Origin of the sequence: Rathayibacter sp. AY1D9 (assembly GCF_002932395.1) — a bacterium.
In the GTDB taxonomy this organism is placed as follows: Bacteria; Actinomycetota; Actinomycetes; order Actinomycetales; family Microbacteriaceae; genus Rathayibacter.
Genome location: NZ_PSVQ01000013.1, coordinates 43,672 through 66,829 on the forward strand (window position 1 = coordinate 43,672; position 23,158 = coordinate 66,829).

A 23,158-nucleotide genomic window follows, 5' to 3' on the forward strand; every position below is an offset into this window, starting at 1 on the left:
CGACATTCTGCACTCAGTGGCGGAAAGCGGGAGAACGTGCTCAGCCGAGCGACCCGCGCTCCAGGTCGGGTTCCTCGCCCGCCGGATCGTCGCCCGCACGCGAAACGGGGCCGCCCCGAGGGAGCGGCCCCGATTCACGGGAGGAGTCACGCACGCTTCTGGTGCGGCTCCTCGACGAGGTCCGTGTCGTCGCCGTCGTCCTCGGCGTCGATCCACTTCGAGTAGTCCGGCTCGTCCGGGTGGCTGAGCTCGCGCTCGAGCGCGCTGTAATCGACCGCCGGGCTGAACGACTTCAGCTCACGGGCGATCTTGGTGTTCTTCGCCTTCTGACGGCCGCGCCCCATGGGTGACCCCCTCACGATGACAGGCCAGACGGGCAGTGAGCCGGCTGGGGAAAAGAGCAGACAGGGAAAGTTGAAATCTACGCGGTAGTTTAGCAGACGGGGGACACGCCACCCCGGGCCTCGATCTGCCGGACGGCCGCCCATCCTCGACCGCGTCAGGAGCACCGTGGACAGCGTCGCCCCACCGCGTCCCGTCGTGGTGATCGGCGCGGGCCAGGCGGGTCTGTCCGTGGCCTACTACCTGCGCCGTCTCGGCCTCGTCCCCGGGCGCGACCTGATCGTCCTCGACCGCGGTCCGGAGCCCGGCGGGGCCTGGCAGTTCCGCTGGGAGGCCCTGCGGCTCGGCTCCGCGCACCGCGTGCACGATCTCCCGGGCATGGAGCGGATGGGGCTCTCGTTCCGCACGGCCGATCACCGGCGACCGGCACGGGACGTGGTCCGCGAGTACTACGGGCGCTACGAGGAGGAGCTCGGTCTCGAGATCCGCCGTCCGGAGTCGGTGCGGCGCGTCACGAGTGCGACGCCGCACGACACGGGGTCGCCGCTCGTCGTCGAGTCCGACCGCGCGGTCGAGCGCGCGAGCCTGCTCGTCAACGCGACCGGCACCTGGGGATCGCCCTTCGTACCGCACTACCCCGGGCGCGACCGCTTCCGCGGCGTGCAGATCGACCCGACCGAGTACGTCCGCGCCGAGGACTTCGCCGGGAAGCAGGTGCTCGTGGTCGGCGGCGGCACCTCGGCGATCGGCTTCCTGCTGGAGCTCGAGCGGGTGGCGCGCTCACTGACGTGGGCGACGCGGCGACCGGTGGTCTACCACGACGGCGAGCAGCTGGCGATGGAGTCGGCGGTGGAGGCGGTGGCCGAGCAGGACCGCGCCGCCCGCGCCGGGCTGCCCCTCCCGAGCATCGTCGGCGGCACGGGCGTGCAGCGCACCCGCCGGGTGGTCGCCGGGATCGAGCGCGGGCTCCTGCACGAGCGGGGGATGTTCTCGTCGATCGAGGAGGAGGGCGTGCGCTGGCCCGACGGCTCCTTCACGCGCGCCGACGCGATCATCTGGGCGACGGGCTTCCGGCCGGAGCTGCGCCACCTCGCTCCGCTCGGGCTGCGCGAGCGCGAGGGCGGCATCGCGGTCGCCGACGGAGCCTCGCTGACGGATCCGCGCGTCTTCTTCGCCGGCTACGGCCCGACGGCCTCGACCATCGGGGCGAACCGCTCGGGCCGGCGCATCGCGCGCGCGGTCGTGGCGCGCCTGCCCTGAGCGCGCCTGCCCTGAGCCGGCCTGATCTGAGCCGGTCCGCCCTGAGCGGCGCGGCGCCTCAGATCCTGCCGTCCCAGTCCACCGGCACCACGGAGCCGCGGTAGCGGATCCCGTCCACGCGGATCGGCCCGGCGAGCGCGGGCGAGAGCGGCGCGACGACCAGGGTGTCGCCTCCGGGAGCGAGCCCCAGCGCCGCCGACAGCACGGCGACGGAGGCGGCCGCCGACCAGGCCTGCGGTCGGCAGGCCGCCGGGTACGGCACCGGCGCGTGCACCTCGGCGGCGGGGTCGCCCGAGTGCAGCTCGGGCATCCGGTAGCCGAAGCCCTCGGCCGCGGCGATCAGTCCGCGCGAGAGGGTCGTCGCCTCCGCCCCGAAGCCCTCCCGGGCGAGCCCGGTAACGGCGATCGCGGTGTCGTGGGCCCAGACGGAGCCGCCGTGGTACGACAGCGGCCAGTAGCCGCCCGAGCCGGTGTCCAGGGTGCGCAGGCCGAAGCCCGAGTCGAGCCCGGGGGAGACCAGCAGCTCGGCGACCCGGGCGGCGTGCTCGGGGGAGAGGATGCCGGTGCCGAGGAGGTGGCCGAGGTTGCTGGTGATCGTGTCGACCGGGCGCCCGGCCGCGTCGAGCGCGATCGCCGGGTAGCCGCCGTCGGCGTCGTCGATCCAGAACGCCTCCGCGAAGCGCGCCTTCAGCGTCGACGCCGCCTCGCGCCACTCCGAGCCGTCACGGCCGAGATGCTCGAGCAGCGCCGCTCCGCCTGCCATGGCCTCGTGGGCGTAGGCCTGCACCTCGCAGAGCGCGATCGGACCCTCCGCGAGCGTGCCGTCGCGCCACTGGATCGAGTCGCCCGAGTCCTTCCAGCCCTGGTTGGCGAGGCCGTGCCCCGTGGTGTCGACGTACTCGAGGAACCCGTCGCCGTCGGAGTCGCCGTCGTCGCGGAGCCAGCGCAGCGCCGCCTCCAGAGCGGGCAGCAGCTGGGCACCGGCAACCAGTACCCGCTGCAGCTCGCGGCCGCGGTGCTGATGTCGATCCCGGTGGCCGTCCTGTTCTTCGTCTTCCAGCGGCGGATCATGAACACGACCGAGGGCGCGGAGAAGGGCTGACGCGGAGGCTCCGGCTCCTGCTGAGCGAGCATCGCGCGTGGGTGACCGGTTCCTGCTGATCGAGCAGCGCACAGGGCGCGTATCGAGATCCGCTTGTGTGCAGCGGATCTCGATACGCGCCTGCGGGGCTGCTCGACCAGCGTGCGGGAGTGCCGCCGCTACTTCGCGAGGAACTCCAGGACGACGCGGTTCCACTCCTCCGGGTGGCTCACGGTCACTCCGTGCGGGGCGCCGTGGACGACGTGCAGCTCGGAGCCGGGGATCGCCGCGTGGGTGCGGGCGCCGGAGCCCTCGAACGGAACCGTGCCGTCGCCGTCGCCGTGGATGACGAGCGCGGGCACCGACACGTTGGGCAGGTCCTCGCGGAAGTCGGTGGTCGCGAACGCCGTCATGCAGGCGAGGGCCGCGTGCTTGGCCGACTGCTTCGCCAGAGCGATCGCCTCCTGGCGCTGCTCCTCCGTCACCTTCAGCACGCCGTCGACCGAGAAGAAGTCGGTGGTGAACTGGTCGTAGAAGTCGTCCTCGCTCTTCGTGAGGCCCGCGGTCATCTGCGCGGCCTGCGCCTTCTCGAGCGGGCCGTCCGGGTTGTCGTCCGTCTTCATCAGGTACGGCGGGACGGCCGAGGCGAAGACGACGCTGTGCAGGCGATCGGCGCCGTACTTCGTGAAGTAGCGGGCGACCTCGCCGCCGCCCATCGAGAAGCCGACCAGGGTGACGTCCTGCAGGTCGAGCTCGGTGAGGAGGGTGTGCAGGTCCTCGGTGAGCGTGTCGTAGCTGTAGCCGGTGAGCGGCTTGTCGCTGCGCCCGAAGCCGCGGCGGTCGTAGGTGACGACGCGGTAGCCGGCCTCGGCGAACGCGGGGACCTGCTCCTTCCACGACTCGCCCGAGAGGGGCCAGCCGTGGATGAGGACCACGGGGCGGCCCGATCCGCCGGTGTCGTCGACGTGCAGGTCCGTGTCCTTGAAGAGTCCGTGGTGGGCGGTGATCTCGGCCATGGCGAGTGCTCCTTCCGGCGCCGACGATCGGCGTCACTTGATGTTCGAGGACGTCCCTGCGAGCGGATGGCCGGGGCGGGGAGGGTTGACAGCTCCTGTCACTCCGCGACGACGGCCGCGGCGAGGCCCCGCAGCGCGGTGTGCAGCCCGGGGCTCATGGGCAGCCCGGCGTCGAGCACCGCGTTCGCGGCGGCGACCAGCACCGGTGCCGCGGGGGAGGAGACCACGGTGAGGCCGGCGGGCGGATCCGCGTCGCCCGGGGGCCGCACGACCAGGACGAGCCGGGAGCTGGGAGCGCTCGTGCTGATCGTCGCTCCCGATCGGGCGGGCAGCACCGCGAGGGTGCCGCGGCCGACGAACTCGCGCTCCTCCCGACTGGTGACGGTGAACGCGCCCTCGAGCGGGAGCAGGAGCACCACCGACCCCGGGTCGGCGCGGGGGCTCGGGCGGAAGTCGATCGTGCCGGCCGTGTGCCAGATCCGCCGGAGGAGCACGCCCTCGGCGGCGGCCTCCTGACCGGTGACGGCGAAGGCGGGGTCGGGCCCGGCCTCGGCGTGGCGGGCCCGCAGCCAGTACCGGGCGGAGTCGCCGCGGAGGGGCATCGGGCGGATCAGCGGATCGGACACGGCGGCTCCCGAGGAACGCGGACCTGAATCGGCCGAGACAGTGAGGAACCATCATCCTAGGAGCGGCGGGAGGCGTCGTCCCCGGAGTGGCGCGTCCTCACATGCGGATGCCGCCCCGGCCGCGCTGAGCGCGACGCCGGAGCGGCATCCGAAGAGTGGTGCGGACTACTGGAATCCGCCGCCGCGGTCCTCCGGGTCCTCGATCGGGTCGGAGTCGGGCGTGTCGATCGAGTAGGTCACGTGGACCGCCTCGCCGACCTCCTTGGCGGAGACGGCGTTGTAGACGAGGTGCGTCTCCTGGCCGTCGACGGCGGCGTAGACGTCGACCTCCTTCTCGTAGCCCCCCTCGGTGCTGACGCGGTTCTCGGTCTGGCCGTCGAACGGCCCACCCTGGAAGAAGGCGAGGTAGCTCTCGCCCTCGGCGAGTGCGCGGATGTCGTTGCTCATGCCCCCAGGTCTACCACTCGGCGCCTCCCCGCCGCTCGGCCTTGCGCTCGGCGGGCGGAGGAGGGCCGGGAGCGGCAACGACCGGGCCGCGAGGCGGTGGCACTGCTCGACGGGATCTCTCCGCACGCGCCGTCAGGGCACGAGCCGCTGCGTGATCGAGGCCGTCGGCCCGCTCAGCGCGATCTCGGCGAGCGCGCCGTTGACCAGGGGCATCTGCGGCGGCTGGTGCCCGGTGTCGACGTCGAGGATCACCGGCACGCCGAGATCGCCGAGAGCGCGCTGCACCGCGTCCTCCTGGCTCAGCTCGGGCAGGGACGCGCCCTCGGTCCGGCCGATCAGGACGCCGGTCGCCTGCTCGAACCAGCCCGCGAGGCGGAGGGAGGTGAGCATCCGGAGCACCGAGACGGAGTCGGACCCGGCCGCCTCCAGGTAGACGACAGTCCCCTCCGGCGCGTGCCGGCGAGCGAAGCCCGGCACGTCGCCGTAGGGCGTGCCCGCGAGCAGGGACACCGTCTCGAGGCATCCGCCGATCAAGCGGCCGGACATCGCCGCGTCCGCTGCCCCGTCGAGCGAGCGCCAGCGGGTCGGCTCCTCGTAGGCCCGATCGCGGTCGAGCGGCTCGTCCGCCCACGCACCCCACGGACGGCTCCGGCGTCGCGGCGCGGCGTGCTGCGTGAACGCGGCTCCGGGCTCGAGACCGGCGACCTCCGTCCAGCGGTGGAACCCGACCGGCAGCTCCCACGGCTCGTCCATCAGGTTGGCGCCGTGGATCGTCGCGAGCCCGGTCGTCGTCGTCAGGGGCAGGAGCAGCGTCGAGACGTCCGACCAGCCGACGAACCAGGGCCGGGCCTCCGCGAGGGCGTGCCAGTCGAGCCTCTCCAGCAGCTCGACGGCGAGCTCGCCGCCCCACGGAGGAAGGACCGCGTCCCCGCTCCGGAAGGCGTCGTGCAGGTCGGCCGCCCGATCCGCGGCGGACGCCGGAGCGAGTCCGCCGAGGAGGGCGTGCGGCCGGACCCGGACGTCGTATCCCGCCGAGCCGAGTCGGCGCGCGGCGTCCTGCAGCCGGTCGTGCAGGTGCGCGGGGACTCCCATCGAGGGCGCGGGCACCTCCACCCGGCCTCCGACGCGGAGGGGTGCGGGGTACGTGATGCTCGCCATCCGACGACGCTAATGCCCCTCGCGGCGACCGGCTTCGGATGCCCGGTCCGGCGAGTACCTCCGCGCCCTTCCTGCCCCGACTCGCCAGCCGAGCGCGATCGCGAGAGGGGTCGGCGCGAGTGCCGCGCCGCCCACCCACCCACTCGTGCGCAGCGCCGCCCGCCGGGAAGAAAGATGGGGCCAGGAGGCGCACCGGAACGTGACGTCCCGGTCTCGCGCAGGCGTCTCGGCTCCGCTGCTGCCTGCGGCGATCAGCGCCACGCGGCGCCTTCAGCTCGTGAGGCGGCCGATCTCGTCCTCGGAGAGGAGGCGGTCGGAGTAGAGCACGATGCGAGCCGCGGGGTCAGGGCTGTGCGCGTCGGGGCCCGCCCACCTCCGTTCGAGACCGAGTCGAGCGACCGTGCGGTGCGATCGCTCGTTCCGTTCCGCGACGACCGCGGTCACGGGGAGCTCCGGCCGGAGCCGCCGCGCCCGAGCGATCCCTGCGGAGGCGACCTCCTGGGCGTACCCCCTGCCCCAGTGGTCCGGATGGACGGTGAACGCGACGTTCCAGGCCGTGTCGGTGAGGAGGGTGCATCCGCCGATCCCGATCGCACCGTCCGCGCCGCCCTCGGGACTCCGCAGCCGGACGGCTCAGCTGCTGAGGTCGTCCCGTTCCCACTGCGCCGTCCGGCGGGCGAGCACCGCCCGGGTCTGCTCGACGGAGCCGTGTCGGAGGAGGGGGTCGCCCGCCGCGATCCGCTCGTCGGAGTACAGCCGCCACAGCTCGTCCAGATCGCTCTCGGCGGGACGGAACAGCCGGAGCCGCTCGGTCGTCTCGTCGGGGCGATCACCGGCGCCGATGCTGCTGCCGCTCGCTCGAGGCGGGACTCGGGGCCATCGGGGCGGTCGCCGAGGAGTGAGGCGAGCGCGGTGACCGCGCCTGGACGTCCACCCGCTCAGCCCGTGATCAGGCCGGTGAGGCGGTCGGCGGCGGCTCCGACGGTCGAGACCGCATTGACCGTGACGAGGCAGGCGATTCCCCAGAACCAGGTGCGACCGGGTGCCCCGGCGCTGCGCCGCTCGAAGGCGAGCCACCAGGCGCCGACCACCGAGACGCACGCCGCGACCACCGAGCCGAGCGCCATGCGGACGTACTCCTCCGGTCCGGGGGAGGACCAGGCCGTGGTCGCGAGGACGATGAGCAGCGGGGCCACGATCATCCCCAGTGCGCCGAGCAGCACCGCATGGAGGTGACTGCGGGGAGGGGCCCCGGTCGTCGTCGTCGCGGTCCGCGTCCGTATCGTGTCCATGCCGCGTCCCCCGTCGCCGCGGCCCGGTCCGCGCTGCCCCGACGCTATCCGCTCGCCGTTCCGCCGTCACCCCGCACCTCGAAGCGGGCCGCGTGCCAGGGTGGCGTCAGCACCACGCCGCCCGCGCCGCCCCGGCCGAACGCCGAGAACGTAGGATGTCCGGGATGACGATCGGACGCCGCCTCTTCCTCTCGGGAGCCGCCACGGGAGTCGGGCTCCTGGCCCTCGCGGGCTGCACGCCGTCGCGTCCGACGCCGACCCGCTCGGTCACGAAGGCCCCCGTGCCCACGCCGAGCACCACCGCCGTCCCCGCGCCGGCCGCCTTCGTGCGCTCCGCCTGGGCCGAGGATCCGTACGCGCTCGGCTCCGTCTCCTACCTGCCCGTCGGCGCGACGCCGCAGCACCGCACCGACCTGGGCACCGCGGTCCTCGACCGCGTCTTCCTCGCGGGCGAGGCCACCGACACGGAGGCGCCCGGCACGCTCCAGGGCGCCTGGAGCTCCGGGGTCCGCGCGGCCGCCGAGATCAGCGCCGTCGCCGACGAGGGCGAGCGGATCGCGATCGTCGGGGCCGGTCTCGCCGGAGCGGTCGCCGCGCGGCGCCTGTCCGACGCGGGCTTCGACGTCACCGTGGTCGAGGCGCGCGAGCGCACCGGCGGCCGCATCGCCACCGCGACTCCGGACGGCTGGCCGATCGCCATCGAGACCGGAGCCTGGGCCCTCACCGGCGCGGGAGCCGCCCTGCGCGAGAGCATCGCGGACGCGGGCGTCGTCACGACCGCGGTCGACCTCGCCGACGTCCGCTCGAGCGACGCCGGCGGCGCGGCCCTCGACACCGGCACCACGGGCGCCGACGCCCTGACCCGTGCTCTCGAGTGGGGAGCGGAGCAGCCGGAGGACCTGGCGCTCGCCGAGTCGTTCGCCGGCTCCGGAGCGCCCGACCCCGCCGAGGCCGAGCCGGGCTCCGGCGACGGCGACGCCGCCCGCGTGGCGGCGCACCTCGCCGGGACGACCGCACTGCGCACCGGCGCCGCTCCCGAGGAGCTCTCCTCCTGGTACGGACTGGGAGACGCCTCCGCCGCCACGACCGCGGAGGAGCTGAGCGACGACTCCGGCGACGCGCTGCTGACCGACGGGCTCGCGCCCCTGGTCGACACCTTGCTCGCCGACGTCGAGGTCTCGCTGCGCGCCGTGGTGAGCGGCATCGGCTACACGGAGACCGGCGTCAGCATCCGCCTGGGCACCGGCGAGTCGTTCACAGCCGACCGGGTGCTGGTCACCGTGCCGATCGGGGTGCTCCAGACGGACGCGATCGCCTTCGACCCGCCGCTCCCGTTCGCGCAGCGCGCGGCCGTCGCGGCCCTCGGCTCCGGCGTCGTCGAGACGCTGTGGCTGCGCTTCGACGAGGCGTTCTGGGACGCCGGCGCCCCCGCGCGCTGGTCGCTCGTCGGCTCCGAGGCGGGCATCACCGAGTGGCTCAATCTTCAGCCGTCGACCGGCGAGGCGGTGCTCGTCGGGCTGGTCGGAGCGGATCAGGCCCTCTCGCTGCAGGACCTCAGCGACGACGAGCTGGTCACCCTCGCGCAGACGGCGCTCGAGCCGTTCGCCGTCGTCCCCGGCTGACGAGCTCGCGGAGCCGCGCCAGCGGCCCCCGCCACTCCGACGCGTGCGCCGCCCCGAGCGGCCGCACCCGGCTGAGCGCGAGGACGAACGCGGCGATGCCGGAGATCAGGCTCAGCACGATCACGTCGTAGAGCACGAACATCACGGGTCCGTCGACCTGGCCGGGGTCGAGGAAGAAGTACGGGTACCAGCCGATGAGGGCCCCGCGGACCAGGGTGATGACGCCCCAGACGATCGGGAAGCCGAGCACGGTCAGCGCCCCGCGCCAGGCGACCGGGCGGCGGCCGGGTCCGAGGATCCAGTCGAGGATCGCGAGCGTCGGGATCACGAAGTGCAGGAGCGCGCTCGACCAGGGCACGTCGACCCGCACGCCGCGGTTGTTGGCCTCCACCGCGATCAGCCCGAAGACGACCCCCGACACGACCATGTAGGTGAGCACGAGCGCCCGCACCGTGCTGAGCCAGCGCGGCTCCCGCTCGCGCGCAAGGGCGACCAGGCCGGACAGGCCCAGCACCACGACCCCGGCCATGTTCGACTGCGTCGTGAAGTAGGCGAAGAAGTTGTCGATCTGGAACGCGCGGAAGCCCAGGGTGTAGAAGAAGTCGCCGACGAGTCCGACCGCGCCCAGCCCGGCGAGGGCCAGGCGGAGGATCGCGAACGCCTTCCGCACACCCGCTCCGATCCGTCGCCGCTGGGCCCGGAGGGCCGGACTTCCGGACGATTCTACGGTCGCCGCGCTCGGAGCTCCCCGAGCGCGCGGCTCCGCCGGACGGGGGAGGCGGGCCCCGCGGAGGCGATCTAGCGTGGAGGGATGGTGCGCGCACAGGACGGGAAGGGTTCGGGTCGGATGTCGTCGGAGGAGGCGTCCCGGCGCTGGAACGCGGTCACTGGTCCGCTGTTCCTCGCGGCGGGAGCGGTCTTCGCGGTCCTCGGGAATCCGGTCTGGCCGGTGTTCCTCGTCCTGGGGATCACGTTCCTCGGACTGACCGCCGGCCCCGGGAGGCCGAAGCGCCGGAGTGGAGCGCAGGAGCCGGACCGCGATCGGTGACGCGCGCTTCGCGACGCGGACACTCGCCGGTCGCGTCGCCGGGATAGCGTGCGTGTCATGCCCTTCACGCCGAGCCACGCCGTCGTCGCGCTCGCGTTCTCGAACGGCCGGATCCCCGCCGCGGCCGTGGCCATCGGCGCGATGGTCCCGGACATCGGCATGTACCTCCCGATCGCCGTCGCCCGCGAGTCCACCCACTCCCTCCTCGGCGTCGTCACCGTCGACCTGCTGCTCGGGATGCTCGGCCTCGCGCTGTGGAGCGCGGTCGTCGCTCCGGCCTGGCGCGACCTCGCGCCCGCGCTGGTCCGCTCGCGCCTGCGTCCCCGGCGCTCGCCGCCCCGCGGGGCCGCCGCGTGGATCCGCGTGCTCGTCTTCGCGGCCGCCGGCATCGCCATCGGAGCCGCCAGCCACGTGATGTGGGACGGCTTCACCCACCGGGGCGGCCTCTTCGTCTCGGCGATCCCGCTGCTGCAACAGGAGCTCGGGCCCTTCCCCGGCTTCCGGTGGGCGCAGTACGCGAGCGGTGTGCTCGGGCTGCTCGGGCTCGGGATCGGCGCGGTGGTCTGGTACGTCGGTCGCCGTCCCCGGAAGCTCCGCTCCGACGGCCGGCAGCCGGTGCGCATCGCGGCCGCGGCCGTGGTGCTCGCGGCCGCGGTGGTTCCCGCCGGGATCGTGCTGGCGGGGGCGGGCATCGATCCGCTCGACGCCGCCTACCGGGCGCACGTGGTGCGGGCGGCGATCCTGCTCGTGGGCGGCGGCGCGGCGGCCGCGGTCGCCGTCGCGGCGGTCTGGTGGCTCACCGGCCGAGGGGTGCGCGGGGCCGTCGTCTGAGACGGCGGAGGACGAGCCTGTCGCCTGAAGGGAGCACGGGCATCCGTCGCGAGGAGGATGCGCCGGTGCATAGCCCACCGATAGCGTCGGACACGGCCCGTTGGGGCGGGCCGCCTTCGGGGGAAGGCACTAAGGGGAAATCGGGGGCTCGCGGCACACGCCGCGGGCCCTCTACCCGTTTCCGGGCCGCCGCCGGCCGGGAGCTCCCGCCGCCTCAGCGCCGCTTCGAGCGCGGCCGGTTCTGCGCGGCCGGGCGCTGCGGGATGCGCGGAGCGCCCTCGCCGGCGGCTCCCTGGGGGAGCGAGGACGCGGGCGGGATCGGGCGGCGGGTCACCGGGCGCACCGGCTCGCCGCGGCGCGTCTGGCCGGGGATCGGCCGGGAGCGGCGCCCGTAGATGAGCTCGGACGAGTCGAGCAGCCACGGCACCAGCGCCACCGTCACTCCGTGCACCAGCAGGAGCTTCTGGCGGATCCGCCGCGACTTGTGGTTGTGGAGGAACGCCTCCCACCAGTGCCCGACGATGTACTGCGGCATGTAGACCGTCGTGATCTCGGAGCCGTGCTCGAGGCGGTGGGCCTTGATGTACTTGATCAGCGGGTACGAGATGTCGCGATAGGGAGAGGCCACGCAGCGCAGCGGCACCTCGATGTCCATCTGCGCCCAGTCGGCCTTCAGCTGTGCGGTCTGCGCGTCGTCGATGGAGGAATGCACCGCCTCCAGCGTCTCGTGCCGCGCCGCGATGGCGTAGTCGAGCGCCTTCAGCGTGGGCTTGTTCATCCGGCCCACCAGCACGATCGCGTGGTCGCCGTTGGCGCCGAAGGTCGTGGTCGGGTCGACCTCGATCTCCTTCTCGACGTCGCGGTAATAGCGGTAGACGCCGGCCATCAGGACGCCGAGGATCGGCATCACCAGGTAGACGAGCCAGGCGCCGTGGGTGAACTTCGTGATCGTGACGACGACGAGCACCGCGAACGTCAGCGTCGCGCCGAACAGGTTGATGGCCAGGCTCGTGTAGACGGTGCGCGAGCCCTCGCCGTTGCGGATCATCCGCACCCAGTGCTTGACCATGCCCGACTGCCCGAGCGTGAACGAGACGAAGACGCCGATGATGTACAGCTGCACGAGGCTCGTGAGCGAGGCCTGGTAGACGAGCAGGATGATCGCGGCGACGAGCGCCAGGATGATCACTCCGTTGGAGTAGATGAGGCGGTCGCCGCGGGTGTTCAGCGACTTGGGCGCGTAGCCGTCGCGGGCCAGCACGGAGCCCAGCAGCGGGAAGCCGTTGAACGCGGTGTTCGCCGCGAGGAGCAGGACGGCGGCGGTCGCGGCCTGGATGATGAAGAACAGGATCGTGTTGTTGCCGAACGTGGCGGCGGCGACCTGCGCGATCACGGAGCGCTGCGGGGTCGTGGCGCAGTCGGCGAAGCCCACCAGGTGGCAGGCGTTCTCGGCGTAGTGCACGTTCGAGAGCAGGGCGAGGGCGGTCAGGCCGACGAAGAGCACGATCGCGATCGTGCCCATCGCGACGAGGGTGCGCTGGGCGTTCTTGACCTTCGGGGCGCGGAACGCGGGCACGCCGTTCGAGATGGCCTCGACGCCCGTGAGCGCCGCGCAGCCGCTCGCGAAGGAGCGCAGCAGCAGGAGGACGACGGCCGCCTGCGTGAGCTGCTCGCCCTGCACGGTGAAGCCCGCCGACTCCGCGACCGGGGTGTCGCCGAAGGCGGTGCGGACCAGGCCGACGACGACCATCACGAAGACGCTCGCGACGAAGAGGTACGTCGGGACGGCGAAGGCGCGGCTCGACTCCGAGACGCCGCGGAGGTTCACGGCCGCCAGCAGCACCACGAAGAGGATGGCCAGCTCGACCCGCAGCGGCGCCAGCTCGGGCACCGCGGAGATGATGTTGTCCACTCCGGAGGCGACCGACACGGCCACGGTGAGCACGTAGTCGACGAGGAGGGCGGCGGCGACCGTGAGGCCCGCCGTCTCGCCCAGGTTGGTGCGGGCGACCTCGTAGTCGCCGCCGCCGGACGGGTACGCCCGGATCAGCTGGCGGTAGCTCAGCACCACCACGACGAGGAGGACGACCACGCACGCGGCCACCCAGGGGGCGAAGGTGAGGAAGGAGAGTCCGCCGAGCAGCAGGATCATCAGCAGCTCCTGCGGCGCGTAGGCCACGGAGGAGAGCGGGTCGCTGGCGAAGATGGGGAGCGCGAGCCGCTTCTGCAGCAGCTGTCCCTCGAGCTTGTCGCTGGGGAGCGGCTCGCCGATGAAGAAGTGCTTGGCGGTGCGCAGCTCGGTCGCGTCGGCCGATGATCCGTCCGCGGCGGACGGGGGGCCCTCGTGTGTCACGAGCGATGACACTACTCCGTGCGAGGGGGCAGTCAAGACGGCCGGGAGCGGGCCGAGCGGAGGCTGATCCCGCGCTGTGACCGGGAGTTTCCCGGTGCGGCGGGGAGCGACGGCCGGCGTCCTCGCGGCCGGCGCCCCGAGCGGGGGGTCAGCGGCCGTCGCGGGTCGCGGCTCCGATCAGGCCGGTGAGGCTGTCGCGGAGCGCGGTGAGCTCCTCGAGGGGGACGTCGAGCCGCTCCACGATCTGCGGAGGAACCTGCAGGGCCTGCTCGCGGAGGGCCGCTCCGGAGGGGGTCAGCGCGACGTCGAGGCGGCGCTCGTCGTCGCTGCTCCGGGCGCGCGTGACGTGGCCGCTCGCCTCCAGGCGCTTCACGAGCGGGCTGAGCGTGGCCGGCTCGAGGCGGAGCGCGGAGCCGAGGTCGGCGAGCGAGCGGGGGCTCCGCTCCCAGAGCGCGAGCATCACGAGGTACTGCGGGTGCGTGAGCCCGAGCGGCTCGAGCACGGGGCGGTACAGCCCGATGACGGTGCGCGCCGCGACGGCGAGGGAGAAGCAGACCTGGTTCTGGAGGGCGAGCGGGTCGGTTTCCACGGCGTCATCCTCTCATCGTGCCCTGATGGTTAGTACACTAAGGATATGACGCGGAAGAAGACCGGCTCCCTCTACCAGCGCTTCAACGCGCGGCTGTTCCCCTGGATCGGCCCGCCGCCGCTCGGCCCGTACGACCAGCCCGAGCAGGAGGCGCCCGCGGGGCAGGCATGCCCGCTCTGCGGCCGGCCGATGTCCGAGCACGTCATCGACCGCTCCGGTCCGCGCACCCAGCTGTACTGCCCGAGCGACCCCTCCTGAGTCGCACGCCCCCGTTCGGGGGCCGGGGGCTTCGGGCGGCGGGGGCGGATGATGAGCGCATGTCCCGTCTGAGCCCCACCGCCGCCCGCGTCGTCCAGTACAGCCGTTTCGGCGACGCGGACGTCCTCGAGATCGTCGAGGTCGAGCGGCCGAAGCCCGGGGCGGGCGAGGTGCTGGTCGAGGTGCTCTCCGCCGGGGTGAACCACATGGAGGCGTTCATCCGGCAGGGCCAGTTCGACTCCGACCACTCCGCGGCCTTCCCGATGCGCCAGGGCACCGACTTCTCGGGCGTCGTCGTCGCCCTCGGTGAGGGCGTCACCGACATCAAGCTCCGCAGCGACGTGGTCGGCCACGCGCTCGTCGGCTCCCACGCGACCCACGTCGTGGTGCCGCGCCGCAACCTCGTCGCCAAGCCCGCCTCCGTGAGCTGGGAGGTCGGCGGCGCGCTGTTCCTCGCCGGAGTGACCGCGTGGCGCGCGCTGGAGGCCACGCATGTGGGACCCGACGACACCGTCCTCGTCTCCGCGGCGGCCGGAGGAGTCGGCAGTCTCGAGATCCAGCTGGCGAAGCTCCGCGGCGCGACGGTGATCGGCACCTGCGGCGAGCGCAACTTCGACTACCTCCGCCAGATCGGCGTGAAGCCGGTGGTCTACGGCGACGGGATCGCCGACCGCATCCGGGCCGCGGCGCCCGGCGGGGTCACGGTGTTCCTCGACAACTTCGGCGGGGAGAACGACGCCCTCGCCGACGAGCTCGGCATCGCGGCGGGCCGCTTCCACTCCAGCGACGACCGCAAGGAGATCGAGCTGCGCGCCGTCTGGCCCGACGCCGAGACCGCCCAGCGCGACACCGAGATCCTCGGCGAGCTGGTCGGCCTCGTCGGCGAGCAGAAGCTGCGGGTGCTCGTCTCGGGCTTCTACCCCTTCGACCAGGTGCAGGACGCCTTCGACGACCTCGAGAAGCGCCACTCGCGCGGCAAGATCGTCCTCGGCATGAACCCGGTGGACCCGGCGAAGGTCACCAAGGCGCGCGACATCCACGAGGCCGGCCGCTAGCCGCACCCTCCCGGCGGCTGTCCGGGCTGCTCTCCGGGCGGCCACAATGGGGCCGTGGCGCGCGGACGCCCGGGAGGAGTGACGCGATGGAGGAGCCCGTCGTCGCGATCGTCTGGATCGTCTCGTTCGTGGTGGTGACCGTCCTGGTCACCGGGCTGTCGGGGCGGGTGAACTGGTCCGCTCCCGTGGCGCTCGTCGCCGTCGGGGCTCTCGCCTCCTTCGTCCCCGGGATCCCGGAGGTGGTGGTCGAGCCGGACGTGGTGCTGTTCGGGATCCTGCCGCCGCTGCTCTACGCGGCGGCGATCCGCACCTCCGTCCTCGACGTCCGCGCTCGCGGCGACAGCATCCTCCTGCTGTCGGTCGGGCTCGTCGTCTTCACGGTCGCGGTGGTCGGCGCGGTGGCCTGGATGGTCGTCCCGGCGATCACGGTCGCCGCGGCCCTCGCGTTCGGCGCGATCGTGGCGCCCACGGACGCGGTGGCGGTCACGGCGATCGCGGGGCGGCTCCGCCTGCCGCGGCGCATGCTCACGGTGCTCGAGGGCGAGAGCCTCCTCAACGACGCGACCGCGCTGGTGGCGCTGAACGCCTCCCTCCTGGCGATCGTCAGCACGGTCACTCCCGGGCGCATCGCGCTCGACTTCGTGCTGGCCGTGGCGGTGGGCGGCGGGGTCGGGATCGGCATCGCCGTGCTGCTCGGGTTCGTGCGCAAGCAGGTGCAGTCGTCCGTCCTGGACACGAGCCTCTCGCTGGTGACGCCCTACGTCGCGTTCATCCCGGCGCAGCTGCTGCACGGCTCCGGGGTGCTGGCGGTCGTGGTCGCGGGGCTCTACCTGGGCTACCGGGCGCCGGTCATCCAGTCCGCGCAGGCGCGGATCGCGGAGTCGCTCAACTGGCGGACGATCCAGTTCCTGCTCGAGAACGCGGTGTTCCTCTTCATCGGGCTGAGCCTGTCGTCGGTGGTGGAGGCGACGGCCGACTCGGGCATCGGGGTCTGGCAGACGGTCGGCATCGGCGCGGCCGTGCTCGCGGCGCTGGTCGGGAGCCGCGTGGCCTGGATGTGCATGACGACGCTGCTGTTCCGGCACGGTCCGCGCCGGCTGCAGCAGCGCGGGTGGACCTGGCCGACCGCGATCGGGGTGTCGTTCGCGGGCATCCGCGGCGTGGTCACCCTCGCCGCCGCGTTCCTCCTGCCCGCGGAGACGCCGCAGCGCGCGTTCCTGCAGTTCCTCGCCTTCATCGTGGTGGCGGGGACGCTCGTCGAGGGGCTCGCGCTCCCGCGGCTCGTCCGCGCCCTGAAGCTGCCGGCCCCGAACGAGATGCAGGAGCACGTCGAGAAGCAGATGCTGCTCGCCGAGGCGCAGGCCGCCGGGCTCGCCCGGCTCGACGCGGAGCCGCAGGACGGAGTGGAGGACCGCGTTCTCGACCGGCTGCGGCGGAACGCGACGTTCCTCGCCGACGCCCTGGAGAACCCGCCGGAGGGCGAGGGTGTGGAGCCGCTCCCGCAGGCCTACAACCGGCTCCGGCGCGTGATGATCGCGGCCGAGCGGGAGGCGGTGCTCCGCGCCCGCTCCGAGGGGCGGTACCAGGAGCCGGCGGTGGTGAGCGCTCTGGCGTTCCTCGACGTGGAGGAGGAGGCGCTGGCGGTCGGGCGGCAGTAGCGCCGGGAGGGCGGGGACCCCGGGCGGGATCCCCGCCCTCCCGGCGGTGAGGTGTCCGGGCTCAGTCCAGGGTGGAGCGGACCGAGGCGCGGGCCTCGTCGAGCGCGGCGCGCAGGGCGTCGACGCTCGCGGTCGTCACGGATCCCGAGGAGGCGGCGGTGCGCAGCTCCGCGCGCAGCTCGTCGCGGAACTCGGTGAGCAGCACCTCGGCGTCGCGCAGGGCGATCCGCGAGGCGGTGCGCGCGTCGGGCGAAACCGGCGCGGTCTGCTCCGGCGCGGGCTGCTCGGAGGGGGTGCCGGACGTGTCCTGCGGGCGCGGCTCCTCGGCGGAGTGCTCCGGTCGGCGTCCGGGCTCCCGCGAGTCGCGGGCGGCGCTGGCCAGGTCGGCGCGGAGGCTCTTCATCGCCTCCGCGACGCCGAGGCGGACCTCGTCGGCGAGCCGGCGGACGGAGTCGGTGAGCTCCTCCTCGATGTCGCCCAGGTCGGTCGCGCGGTTCGCGAGCTCGGCGCGGCCGGCGTCGGTGATGGAGTAGACGGTCTTGCGGCCGTCGGCCTCCTTCGTGACGAGTCCCTCCTCCTCGAGCTTCGCGAGGCGCGGGTAGACCGTGCCGGCGCTGGGCGCGTAGGTGCCGCCGAAGCGCTCGCTGAGCGCCTGGATCAGCTCGTAGCCGTGACGCGGCGACTCGGCGAGGAGGTTGAGCAGGTAGAGGCGCAGGCGGCCGTGCGCGAAGACGGGGCTCACAGCGAGCTCCCGTCCATCGGGCGGCGGCCGTCGGCGGGGCCGGCGCCGGGGGAGCCCCAGCCCTCGCCCACCGAGGCGGAGGACGCGGCGACGGACCGGCGGACGACGACCACGTCTCCCGAGACGGAGTTGGCGGCGACGTCGACCCACTTCGAGTCGAGCGAGCCCGTGGTCGAGGTGAAGCCCCGGCCGAAGGTGCCCTTGACGACGGAGCCGTCGAGCTGGAGCGTGCCCGAGACGGTGTTGATGCGGTAGCGGGCGCCGAGGCCCTCGTCGACGCGGATCGTGAGGTCGCCGCTGACGGTGTTGGCCTGGATCCGGTCGGGGGTGCCCTCGGCGTCGACGAACACGCTGCCCGAGACGCCGTCGACGGTGAAGCGGGTGAGCTCGCCGGTCGCGGTGACGTCGCCGGAGACGGTGCGCGCGGTGACGCGGCCGGTGTGGCTGCGGACCGAGAGCTCGCCGTGGACGGTGTTCACCTCGATGTCGCCGTGCAGGCCGTCGACGACGATGTCGCCGCCGACCGTCGAGACGCGGGCGTCGCTGTGGAGACCCGAGACCAGGCCGTCGGCCGAGACGGTGTCGAACTTGAGGTCGACGCCGCGGGGGACGAGGAGGCTGATGTCGGCGCGGTCGCCGCGGCGGCCGAGACCCTTCACGACATCGACGATGGTGTCCCAGCGGAGCTGGACGTGGTCGATCTCGAGGCGGTCGCCGTCCATCGAGACCTTGAGCGGGCGACCGTCGACGCTGTGGACCTCCACGCGAGCGGTCGGCTCGTCGTGGGCGATGACGTCGATCTGGCCGCCGACGAGGGCGACCTTGACCGAGCGGACGACGTCGAGGTCGATGACCTTCGTCTCGCCGGCCTGTACGAGCCATTTCTCGAGGGACATGAGCTCCTCCTCCTGCACCGGGGTGCCTATCTGAAACGCGATACATCGCGAGTGGACGAGAGTCACGATATATCTCGATCGCTGCGGCCGGCAACGGGGCTCGGCCGGTTCCCAGCGTCGAGCGGCCGGGACCGGGGCGGGGCCGAGGCGGGATGAGGCCGGGGGCCGGAGCCGAGGCCGCCGTCGAGGGGGTGAGGCCGCGGCGGGCGCCGTGGTAGACCGGGCGCATGGACCCGATCGCGGCACTCGAGGAGATCGCAGCACTGCTCGAGCGGGAGCGGGCCTCCCGCTACCGGGCGAAGGCGTTCCGCCGCGCGGCCGCGGTGCTGGAGGGGATGGCGTCCGCCGAGCGGGACGACCTCGCCCTCGTGCGGCGGGCCTCCGGGATCGGCGACACGACCTTCACGGTGATCGAGCAGGCGCGGTCGGGCCGGGTGCCCGACTACCTCGCGGAGCTGCGCGGCTCGGCTCCTCCGCCCGCGAGCGCGCTGCGGGGACGGCTGCGCGGCGACCTCCACAGCCACAGCGAGTGGTCCGACGGGGCGACGCCCGTCCTCGCGATGGTGGACGCGGCCCGCGCGCTCGGCCACGAGTACCTGGCGCTCACCGACCACTCGCCGCGGCTCCGTGTCGCCCACGGTCTCAGCGCGGAGCGGCTGGAGCAGCAGCTGGCCCATCTCGCGGGCCTCGACACCGGGCCCCTGCGCCTGCTCAGCGGGATCGAGGTGGACGTCCTCGAGGACGGCGCGCTCGACCAGACGGACGAGCTGCTGGAACGCCTCGACGTGGTCGTCGCGAGCGCCCACTCGAAGCTGCGGCTGCCCTCCCGCGAGATGACCGCCCGGCTGGTCGCGGCGGCCTCGGATCCGCGGACCGACGTCCTCGGCCACGTCACAGGGCGGCTGGTGTCGGGCGAGCGCGGCACCCGCCCGCCGTCGACCTTCGACGCCCGGGCCGTGTTCCGCGCGTGCGCCGACCACTGCACCGCGGTCGAGATCAACGCCCGCCCCGAGCGCGAGGACCCGCCGGAGGAGCTGATCGGGCTCGCGCTCGAGGAGGGCTGCCTGTTCTCGATCGACAGCGACGCGCATGCTCCGGGTCAGCTGGGCCTGCTCGACTACGGGGCGGAGCGGGCGGAGCGGCTCGGCGTCCCGGAGGAGCGGATCGTGACCACCTGGCCGGTCGAGCGGCTCCTGGAGTGGACCCGCGGCTGAGGATCCTCGCGCGTTGCGCAAACGAACTGCGGCCATCACCCCCTTGACAGGAGGCCGTACCGCGGGAGGAGATCCGACGCAAGTGGCGAAATCCCAGCCGCCCACGCGGCATGCTCGGTACCGGTCCGCTCCTCCTGGGCCGCTCCAGCGGTCGGGAGTCGCGCTCCGTCGTACTCTCCGCTCCGACAGACCAGGTGAACCATGGCCACGCAGACCGCTCTCGACGCCGTGCGCGCCGCTCCCACTCTGCTCGAGGCCGTCCGGATGGCGGACGAGCTGACGGTCGCCGCGGTGAGCGACGGCGGCGGCCGCGCGGTGCGCCTGCTCACCCGCGCAGCCCTGGACCCCTCGGACCAGCTCACCGCGATCGCGGCCGTGCACTCGCTCGCGCAGGTCTTCGACGAGGAGGCCGACCTCGCGCTGCTGATGCTGCTCGAGGACGAGCGCCCGTACCTCCGCGAGCACGCCGCCTGGGCCTTCGGCGGGCGCCTGCCCCGCCCCGCCGCGCTCGGGCCGCTGCTGCGCCTGGTCCGCGACGGCGGCTTCTCCGGCATGCTCGCGCAGCGCACCGTCCTGCTCTGGGCCTCCTCGACCCCCGACCTCGTCGCCGTCGCGCTCGAGGGCGCGCTGCTCGGCGAGCGCGAAGCGGCGGCCCGGGCGCGGCTCGTCGAGACCCTGGGCCTCGTGCCCGGCGCGATCGCCGAGCGCACCCTCCTGCACGTGGCCGCCGATCGCGCGGAGGGGCTGGAGGCGCGGGCCGCCGCGACGGACGCGCTCGGCGAGCGCGGCTCCGACGACGCCGAGCTCCTGCTCACCGGCCTGGCCGAGGAGGCGGCGCCGATCGGGCCCCTCGCCCGGCTCGCCCTCGGCGACCTCGCCCCCGCACCGGCCGTGGAGGCCGGGCCGACGGTCGCGCAGCTCTTCGTCCACGCCGACATCGACGGCACCCTGACGCGGGTGGGCGCGGGCGACAACGGCGGCATCGCGACCCTGCTGGTGCGCCTGGGCGACTCGCTCGTCGAGCAGGAGGGCATCGACCGGGTGCTCACGCTCTCGCGCGGGACTCCGGCCGAGGCCGAGCGCGCGCTCGGCGAGCTGCCCGACTCCGGCCACGGCTTCGCTCCGGTCCCGTTCGTGGGGCCGCCCGTGGCCATGCCTCAGGCGTGGAGCCGTCGCATCGCCGCCGAGCGCGGCATCCGCCGGATCCTGCGCGCGGCCGGCCGGGTCGACGTGCTGCACCTGCGCATGGCGGACGTGGGAGCCCTCGCGGCGGCCGCGGTCGCCCGGGAGCTCGAGATCCCCGTCGTGTTCACCCTCGCTCCGGACCCGCACGCCCTGATCGCGGGCCTGGACGCCTCCGGCGCCCTCACCCGCGCGGACTTCGGTGAGCGCGACGCCGCCGAGCACTTCTGGTTCCGCGTGCGCCTGGTGCAGCGCCTGGCCGCCGACGCCGCGCACACCGTCCTCTTCCCGCGGGAGGAGCTGGCGGCGACCATCCGCGAGCTGATCGGCGTCGACATCACCGCGCACCCGGAGCGGCACACGATCGTCCCGGAGGGGATCGACGTCGGCCTGGTCGAACGCGGCGAGGCGGCCGCACGGGCCTCCGCCGCCGGTGAGCCGGTCGCGCTGGACGAGGGCGGGGACCTGGCCTCGCTCGACCTCCTGCTGGAGGAGCTGCCCGAGCACCGCCGCGGCCTCCCGCTGCTGCTCAGCGTGGGCCGCCTGCACCGGGTGAAGGGGATGGCGGCGCTCGCCGAGGCCTGGGCGTCCGACCCCTCGCTCCGGGAGCGCGCCAACCTGCTCCTGGTCGGCGGCGACCTCGCCGACCCGAGTCCCGACGAGCGCGAGCAGCTCGACCGCATCCGCGCCGTCGCGTCCGACGGGCTGCTCCTGGCCGGCCACCGCCCGAACGGGACCGTGGCCCGCTGGCTCGGCTCGATCCGGCACGGCCGACCGGGGCTCTCTGCTCCGGGAGGCGCCTACGTCTGCGCGAGCGTCAAGGAGGAGTTCGGCATCGCCCTCCTCGAGGCGCTCTCCGCAGGACTGGTCGTCGTCGCTCCGGCGACAGGCGGGCCCGCGACCTACGTCGAGGAGGGGGAGACCGGCTTCCTGGTCGACACCGCCGACCCCGCGGCACTCGCCGCCGGCGCCGCCGCCGCACTCGATCTCGCAGGAGGGCCTCTCGGCCAGCACGCCGCGGCCCGCGGGCACGCGATGGTCGCCGAGCGCTACACGGTGCAGGCCATGGCTCATGCCCTCTCGGGCGTCTACGCGCACGCGACCGCGGACCAGGAGCGTCCTCTCCGCTCGCCGCTCGTGCTGGGGGCCTCGTGACCCTGCTGATCATCAGCCCCGACTACGCGTCGCACCTGCTGCCGCTGGCGACCCTCGGCACGGCGTGGCAGGAGGCGGGCGAGCGCGTCGTCGTGGCCACCGGCGACGCGACGCGCTCCATCGTGGACGGCTTCGGATTCGAGCACATCGCGCTCCGGCTGGGGCGCGGCTCCAACCCGGGCACGATCCGCGCGGAGGAGCAGGCGCCCGACGAGGGCGCGTCCCTCCGCGGCTTCTTCGACGCCACCCGGCGCGGGATGGTCCCGACCCTCGCCTACCAGGCGCGGGAACGGCTCACCGACCTGCTCTGGGATCCGTCCGGCGTCGCCGCGCGCCTGCGCGTGATCCTCGACGAGGTGCAGCCCGACGCGATCGTGGTCGACCACCTCGCCTTCACCGCGCGCGTGGCGCTGAAGGCACTCCGCGTGCCCTACGGCGACGTCGTGCTCGGCCACCCCAGCGCGCTCACGGTGCCCGGCGAGGTCTACGGCTTCCCCCCGGTCTGGCCGGACGCCTTCGCTCCGGAGCCGGACGACCTCGATGCGCTCCGCGCCCTCTGCGAGCGTGTGCGCGACTCCTTCACCGCGGAGTGGAACGCAGCCCTCACCACCCTCGACCCCGGGGCGGCGCCCAGCGCCGACGCCTTCGCCGAGAGCGGCGACGTCCTGCTGCTCAACTACCCGGGCGAGCTCCACGACTCGGCCCGCACCGCTCAGCTGCCGCCGCACGCGTTCCTCGGCTCCGCCGTCCGCGAGGAGCCCGATGACGGGGAGGTCGAGGAGTGGCTCGCCGCGTCCGAGGATCCGGTCGTCTACGTGAGCTTCGGCAGCTTCCTCTCGGTGCGCGACGACGTGCTCGCCCGGGTCGTCGAGGCCCTGGCCGGTATCGAGGTCGGGGGCAGGCCCGTCCGCGTGGCTCTCGCCTCCGGCGCGACCGAGCGCTCGGCCCTGGGCGAGGTCCCCGAGGGCTGGCTGGTCCGCGGCTTCCTGCCGCAGGTCGCGCTCCTGCGCCGGGCCGCGCTCGCGGTCAGCCACGGCGGCAACAACAGCGTCACGGAGGCGATGACCGCGGGCGTGCCGCTCGTCGTCCTGCCGTTCTCGACGGACCAGTTCGCGGGGGCGGCCGCGCTCGAGGACGCCGGGTTCGCCGCCGTGCTCGACCCCAATGCGGCCTCCGGGGGAGAGCTCGCGGAGGCTGCGCGGCGGATGCTCGCACTCGACGCTCCCGCCCGGGAACGGCTGACGGCGCTCGCCGAGGCCCTCGCCCGCGAGACGGGACCGCAGCGGGCCCTCTCCGCCCTGAGCGGAGCGACCGTCCAGCGCTAGCCTGGGCC

22 protein-coding genes and 2 pseudogenes are annotated in these 23,158 nt (G+C 73.9%); 11 read left to right on the plus strand and 13 right to left on the minus strand.

Annotation, left to right across the window (positions count from 1 at the left end; genetic code table 11):
- Positions 1–146 precede the first annotated feature (146 nt).
- Entirely contained in the window at positions 147–344 is a 198-nt protein-coding gene (locus C5C50_RS07595) for a DUF3073 domain-containing protein (protein ID WP_097167615.1), read from the minus strand.
- A gap of 166 nt (positions 345–510) precedes the next feature.
- On the opposite strand from C5C50_RS07595, the gene C5C50_RS07600 reads away from it, so the two are divergent.
- Positions 511–1,602, plus strand: coding sequence for an FAD-dependent oxidoreductase (locus C5C50_RS07600; protein ID WP_104226818.1), 1,092 nt, complete (start codon positions 511–513; stop codon positions 1,600–1,602).
- 208 nt (positions 1,603–1,810) lie between these two features.
- Here the strand turns inward: C5C50_RS07600 and C5C50_RS07605 are convergent.
- A pseudogene (locus tag C5C50_RS07605) lies at positions 1,811–2,575 on the minus strand (amylo-alpha-1,6-glucosidase); the annotation flags it as partial.
- Here C5C50_RS07605 and C5C50_RS07610 point away from each other — a divergent pair.
- Positions 2,558–2,704 (plus strand): annotated as a pseudogene (locus C5C50_RS07610) (carbohydrate ABC transporter permease); the annotation flags it as partial. The pseudogenes C5C50_RS07605 and C5C50_RS07610 overlap by 18 nt on opposite strands.
- A gap of 158 nt (positions 2,705–2,862) precedes the next feature.
- Here the strand turns inward: C5C50_RS07610 and C5C50_RS07615 are convergent.
- The 6 genes from C5C50_RS07615 to C5C50_RS07640 all read right to left on the minus strand — a co-directional run bounded on the left by C5C50_RS07615 (position 2,863) and on the right by C5C50_RS07640 (position 7,222).
- The gene (locus C5C50_RS07615) at positions 2,863–3,699 is read right to left on the minus strand and encodes an alpha/beta fold hydrolase (RefSeq protein WP_104223760.1); all 837 of its coding nucleotides are present in this window, start codon (positions 3,697–3,699) and stop codon (positions 2,863–2,865) included.
- A gap of 98 nt (positions 3,700–3,797) precedes the next feature.
- Positions 3,798–4,325: a hypothetical protein gene (locus C5C50_RS07620; protein ID WP_104269326.1), complete on the minus strand. Its 528-nt coding sequence runs from the start codon at positions 4,323–4,325 to the stop codon at positions 3,798–3,800.
- 165 nt (positions 4,326–4,490) lie between these two features.
- On the minus strand, positions 4,491–4,772 hold the full coding sequence (locus tag C5C50_RS07625; RefSeq protein ID WP_104223758.1) for an oligoribonuclease: 282 nt from the start codon (positions 4,770–4,772) through the stop codon (positions 4,491–4,493).
- A 132-nt stretch (positions 4,773–4,904) separates the two neighbouring features.
- On the minus strand, positions 4,905–5,930 hold the full coding sequence (locus tag C5C50_RS07630) for a S66 peptidase family protein (RefSeq protein WP_104273203.1): 1,026 nt from the start codon (positions 5,928–5,930) through the stop codon (positions 4,905–4,907).
- 270 nt (positions 5,931–6,200) lie between these two features.
- Positions 6,201–6,554 (minus strand): GNAT family N-acetyltransferase, encoded by a 354-nt coding sequence (locus C5C50_RS17470; RefSeq protein WP_104273204.1) that lies wholly within the window; start codon positions 6,552–6,554, stop codon positions 6,201–6,203.
- 314 nt (positions 6,555–6,868) lie between these two features.
- Entirely contained in the window at positions 6,869–7,222 is a 354-nt protein-coding gene (locus C5C50_RS07640; RefSeq protein WP_146085874.1) for a hypothetical protein, read from the minus strand.
- Positions 7,223–7,386: 164 nt separating this feature from the next.
- Here C5C50_RS07640 and C5C50_RS07645 point away from each other — a divergent pair, with 164 nt between their 5' ends.
- Positions 7,387–8,844 (plus strand): NAD(P)/FAD-dependent oxidoreductase, encoded by a 1,458-nt coding sequence (locus C5C50_RS07645; protein ID WP_181133900.1) that lies wholly within the window; start codon positions 7,387–7,389, stop codon positions 8,842–8,844.
- On the opposite strand, the gene C5C50_RS07650 is transcribed toward C5C50_RS07645, so the two are convergent.
- The gene (locus C5C50_RS07650) at positions 8,795–9,514 is read right to left on the minus strand and encodes a Pr6Pr family membrane protein (protein ID WP_104273206.1); all 720 of its coding nucleotides are present in this window, start codon (positions 9,512–9,514) and stop codon (positions 8,795–8,797) included. The two genes, C5C50_RS07645 and C5C50_RS07650, sit on opposite strands and share 50 nt — an antisense overlap.
- 141 nt (positions 9,515–9,655) lie before the next feature.
- Here C5C50_RS07650 and C5C50_RS07655 point away from each other — a divergent pair, with 141 nt between their 5' ends.
- On the plus strand, positions 9,656–9,892 hold the full coding sequence (locus C5C50_RS07655; protein WP_146085875.1) for a hypothetical protein: 237 nt from the start codon (positions 9,656–9,658) through the stop codon (positions 9,890–9,892).
- A 57-nt stretch (positions 9,893–9,949) separates the two neighbouring features.
- Positions 9,950–10,723 carry a DUF4184 family protein gene (locus tag C5C50_RS07660; protein WP_104223752.1) on the plus strand — a complete coding sequence of 258 codons (774 nt, stop codon included), beginning with the start codon at positions 9,950–9,952 and terminating at the stop codon, positions 10,721–10,723.
- A 214-nt stretch (positions 10,724–10,937) separates the two neighbouring features.
- Here C5C50_RS07660 and C5C50_RS07665 read toward each other — a convergent pair whose 3' ends face one another.
- Positions 10,938–13,076 carry an APC family permease gene (locus C5C50_RS07665; protein ID WP_374952928.1) on the minus strand — a complete coding sequence of 713 codons (2,139 nt, stop codon included), beginning with the start codon at positions 13,074–13,076 and terminating at the stop codon, positions 10,938–10,940.
- A 148-nt stretch (positions 13,077–13,224) separates the two neighbouring features.
- Positions 13,225–13,665, minus strand: coding sequence for a MarR family winged helix-turn-helix transcriptional regulator (locus tag C5C50_RS07670; RefSeq protein WP_104223751.1), 441 nt, complete (start codon positions 13,663–13,665; stop codon positions 13,225–13,227).
- 45 nt (positions 13,666–13,710) lie between these two features.
- On the opposite strand from C5C50_RS07670, the gene C5C50_RS07675 reads away from it, so the two are divergent.
- The 3 genes from C5C50_RS07675 to C5C50_RS07685 all read left to right on the plus strand — a co-directional run bounded on the left by C5C50_RS07675 (position 13,711) and on the right by C5C50_RS07685 (position 16,636).
- On the plus strand, positions 13,711–13,923 hold the full coding sequence (locus C5C50_RS07675) for a hypothetical protein (RefSeq protein ID WP_104223750.1): 213 nt from the start codon (positions 13,711–13,713) through the stop codon (positions 13,921–13,923).
- Positions 13,924–13,982: 59 nt separating this feature from the next.
- Positions 13,983–14,978 carry an NADP-dependent oxidoreductase gene (locus C5C50_RS07680; RefSeq protein ID WP_104223749.1) on the plus strand — a complete coding sequence of 332 codons (996 nt, stop codon included), beginning with the start codon at positions 13,983–13,985 and terminating at the stop codon, positions 14,976–14,978.
- Between the two features lie 86 nt (positions 14,979–15,064).
- Entirely contained in the window at positions 15,065–16,636 is a 1,572-nt protein-coding gene (locus C5C50_RS07685) for a sodium:proton antiporter (protein WP_104223748.1), read from the plus strand.
- A 61-nt stretch (positions 16,637–16,697) separates the two neighbouring features.
- On the opposite strand, the gene C5C50_RS07690 is transcribed toward C5C50_RS07685, so the two are convergent.
- Positions 16,698–17,378: a PadR family transcriptional regulator gene (locus C5C50_RS07690; protein ID WP_104247409.1), complete on the minus strand. Its 681-nt coding sequence runs from the start codon at positions 17,376–17,378 to the stop codon at positions 16,698–16,700.
- On the minus strand, positions 17,375–18,274 hold the full coding sequence (locus tag C5C50_RS07695) for a hypothetical protein (protein ID WP_258063310.1): 900 nt from the start codon (positions 18,272–18,274) through the stop codon (positions 17,375–17,377). Before C5C50_RS07695 ends, C5C50_RS07690 begins: the two co-directional genes overlap by 4 nt.
- Positions 18,275–18,501: 227 nt before the next feature.
- On the opposite strand from C5C50_RS07695, the gene C5C50_RS07700 reads away from it, so the two are divergent.
- The 3 genes from C5C50_RS07700 (at position 18,502) to C5C50_RS07710 (ending at position 23,150) form a co-directional block, all read left to right on the plus strand.
- A complete protein-coding gene (locus C5C50_RS07700) occupies positions 18,502–19,488 on the plus strand; it encodes a PHP domain-containing protein (RefSeq protein WP_104273208.1) in 987 nt (328 codons plus the stop codon).
- 201 nt (positions 19,489–19,689) lie between these two features.
- Positions 19,690–21,825, plus strand: coding sequence for a glycosyltransferase (locus tag C5C50_RS07705; protein WP_104260855.1), 2,136 nt, complete (start codon positions 19,690–19,692; stop codon positions 21,823–21,825).
- Positions 21,822–23,150 carry a glycosyltransferase gene (locus C5C50_RS07710; protein ID WP_104260856.1) on the plus strand — a complete coding sequence of 443 codons (1,329 nt, stop codon included), beginning with the start codon at positions 21,822–21,824 and terminating at the stop codon, positions 23,148–23,150. The genes C5C50_RS07705 and C5C50_RS07710 overlap by 4 nt, the downstream gene beginning before the upstream one ends.
- Positions 23,151–23,158: the final 8 nt, after the last annotated feature.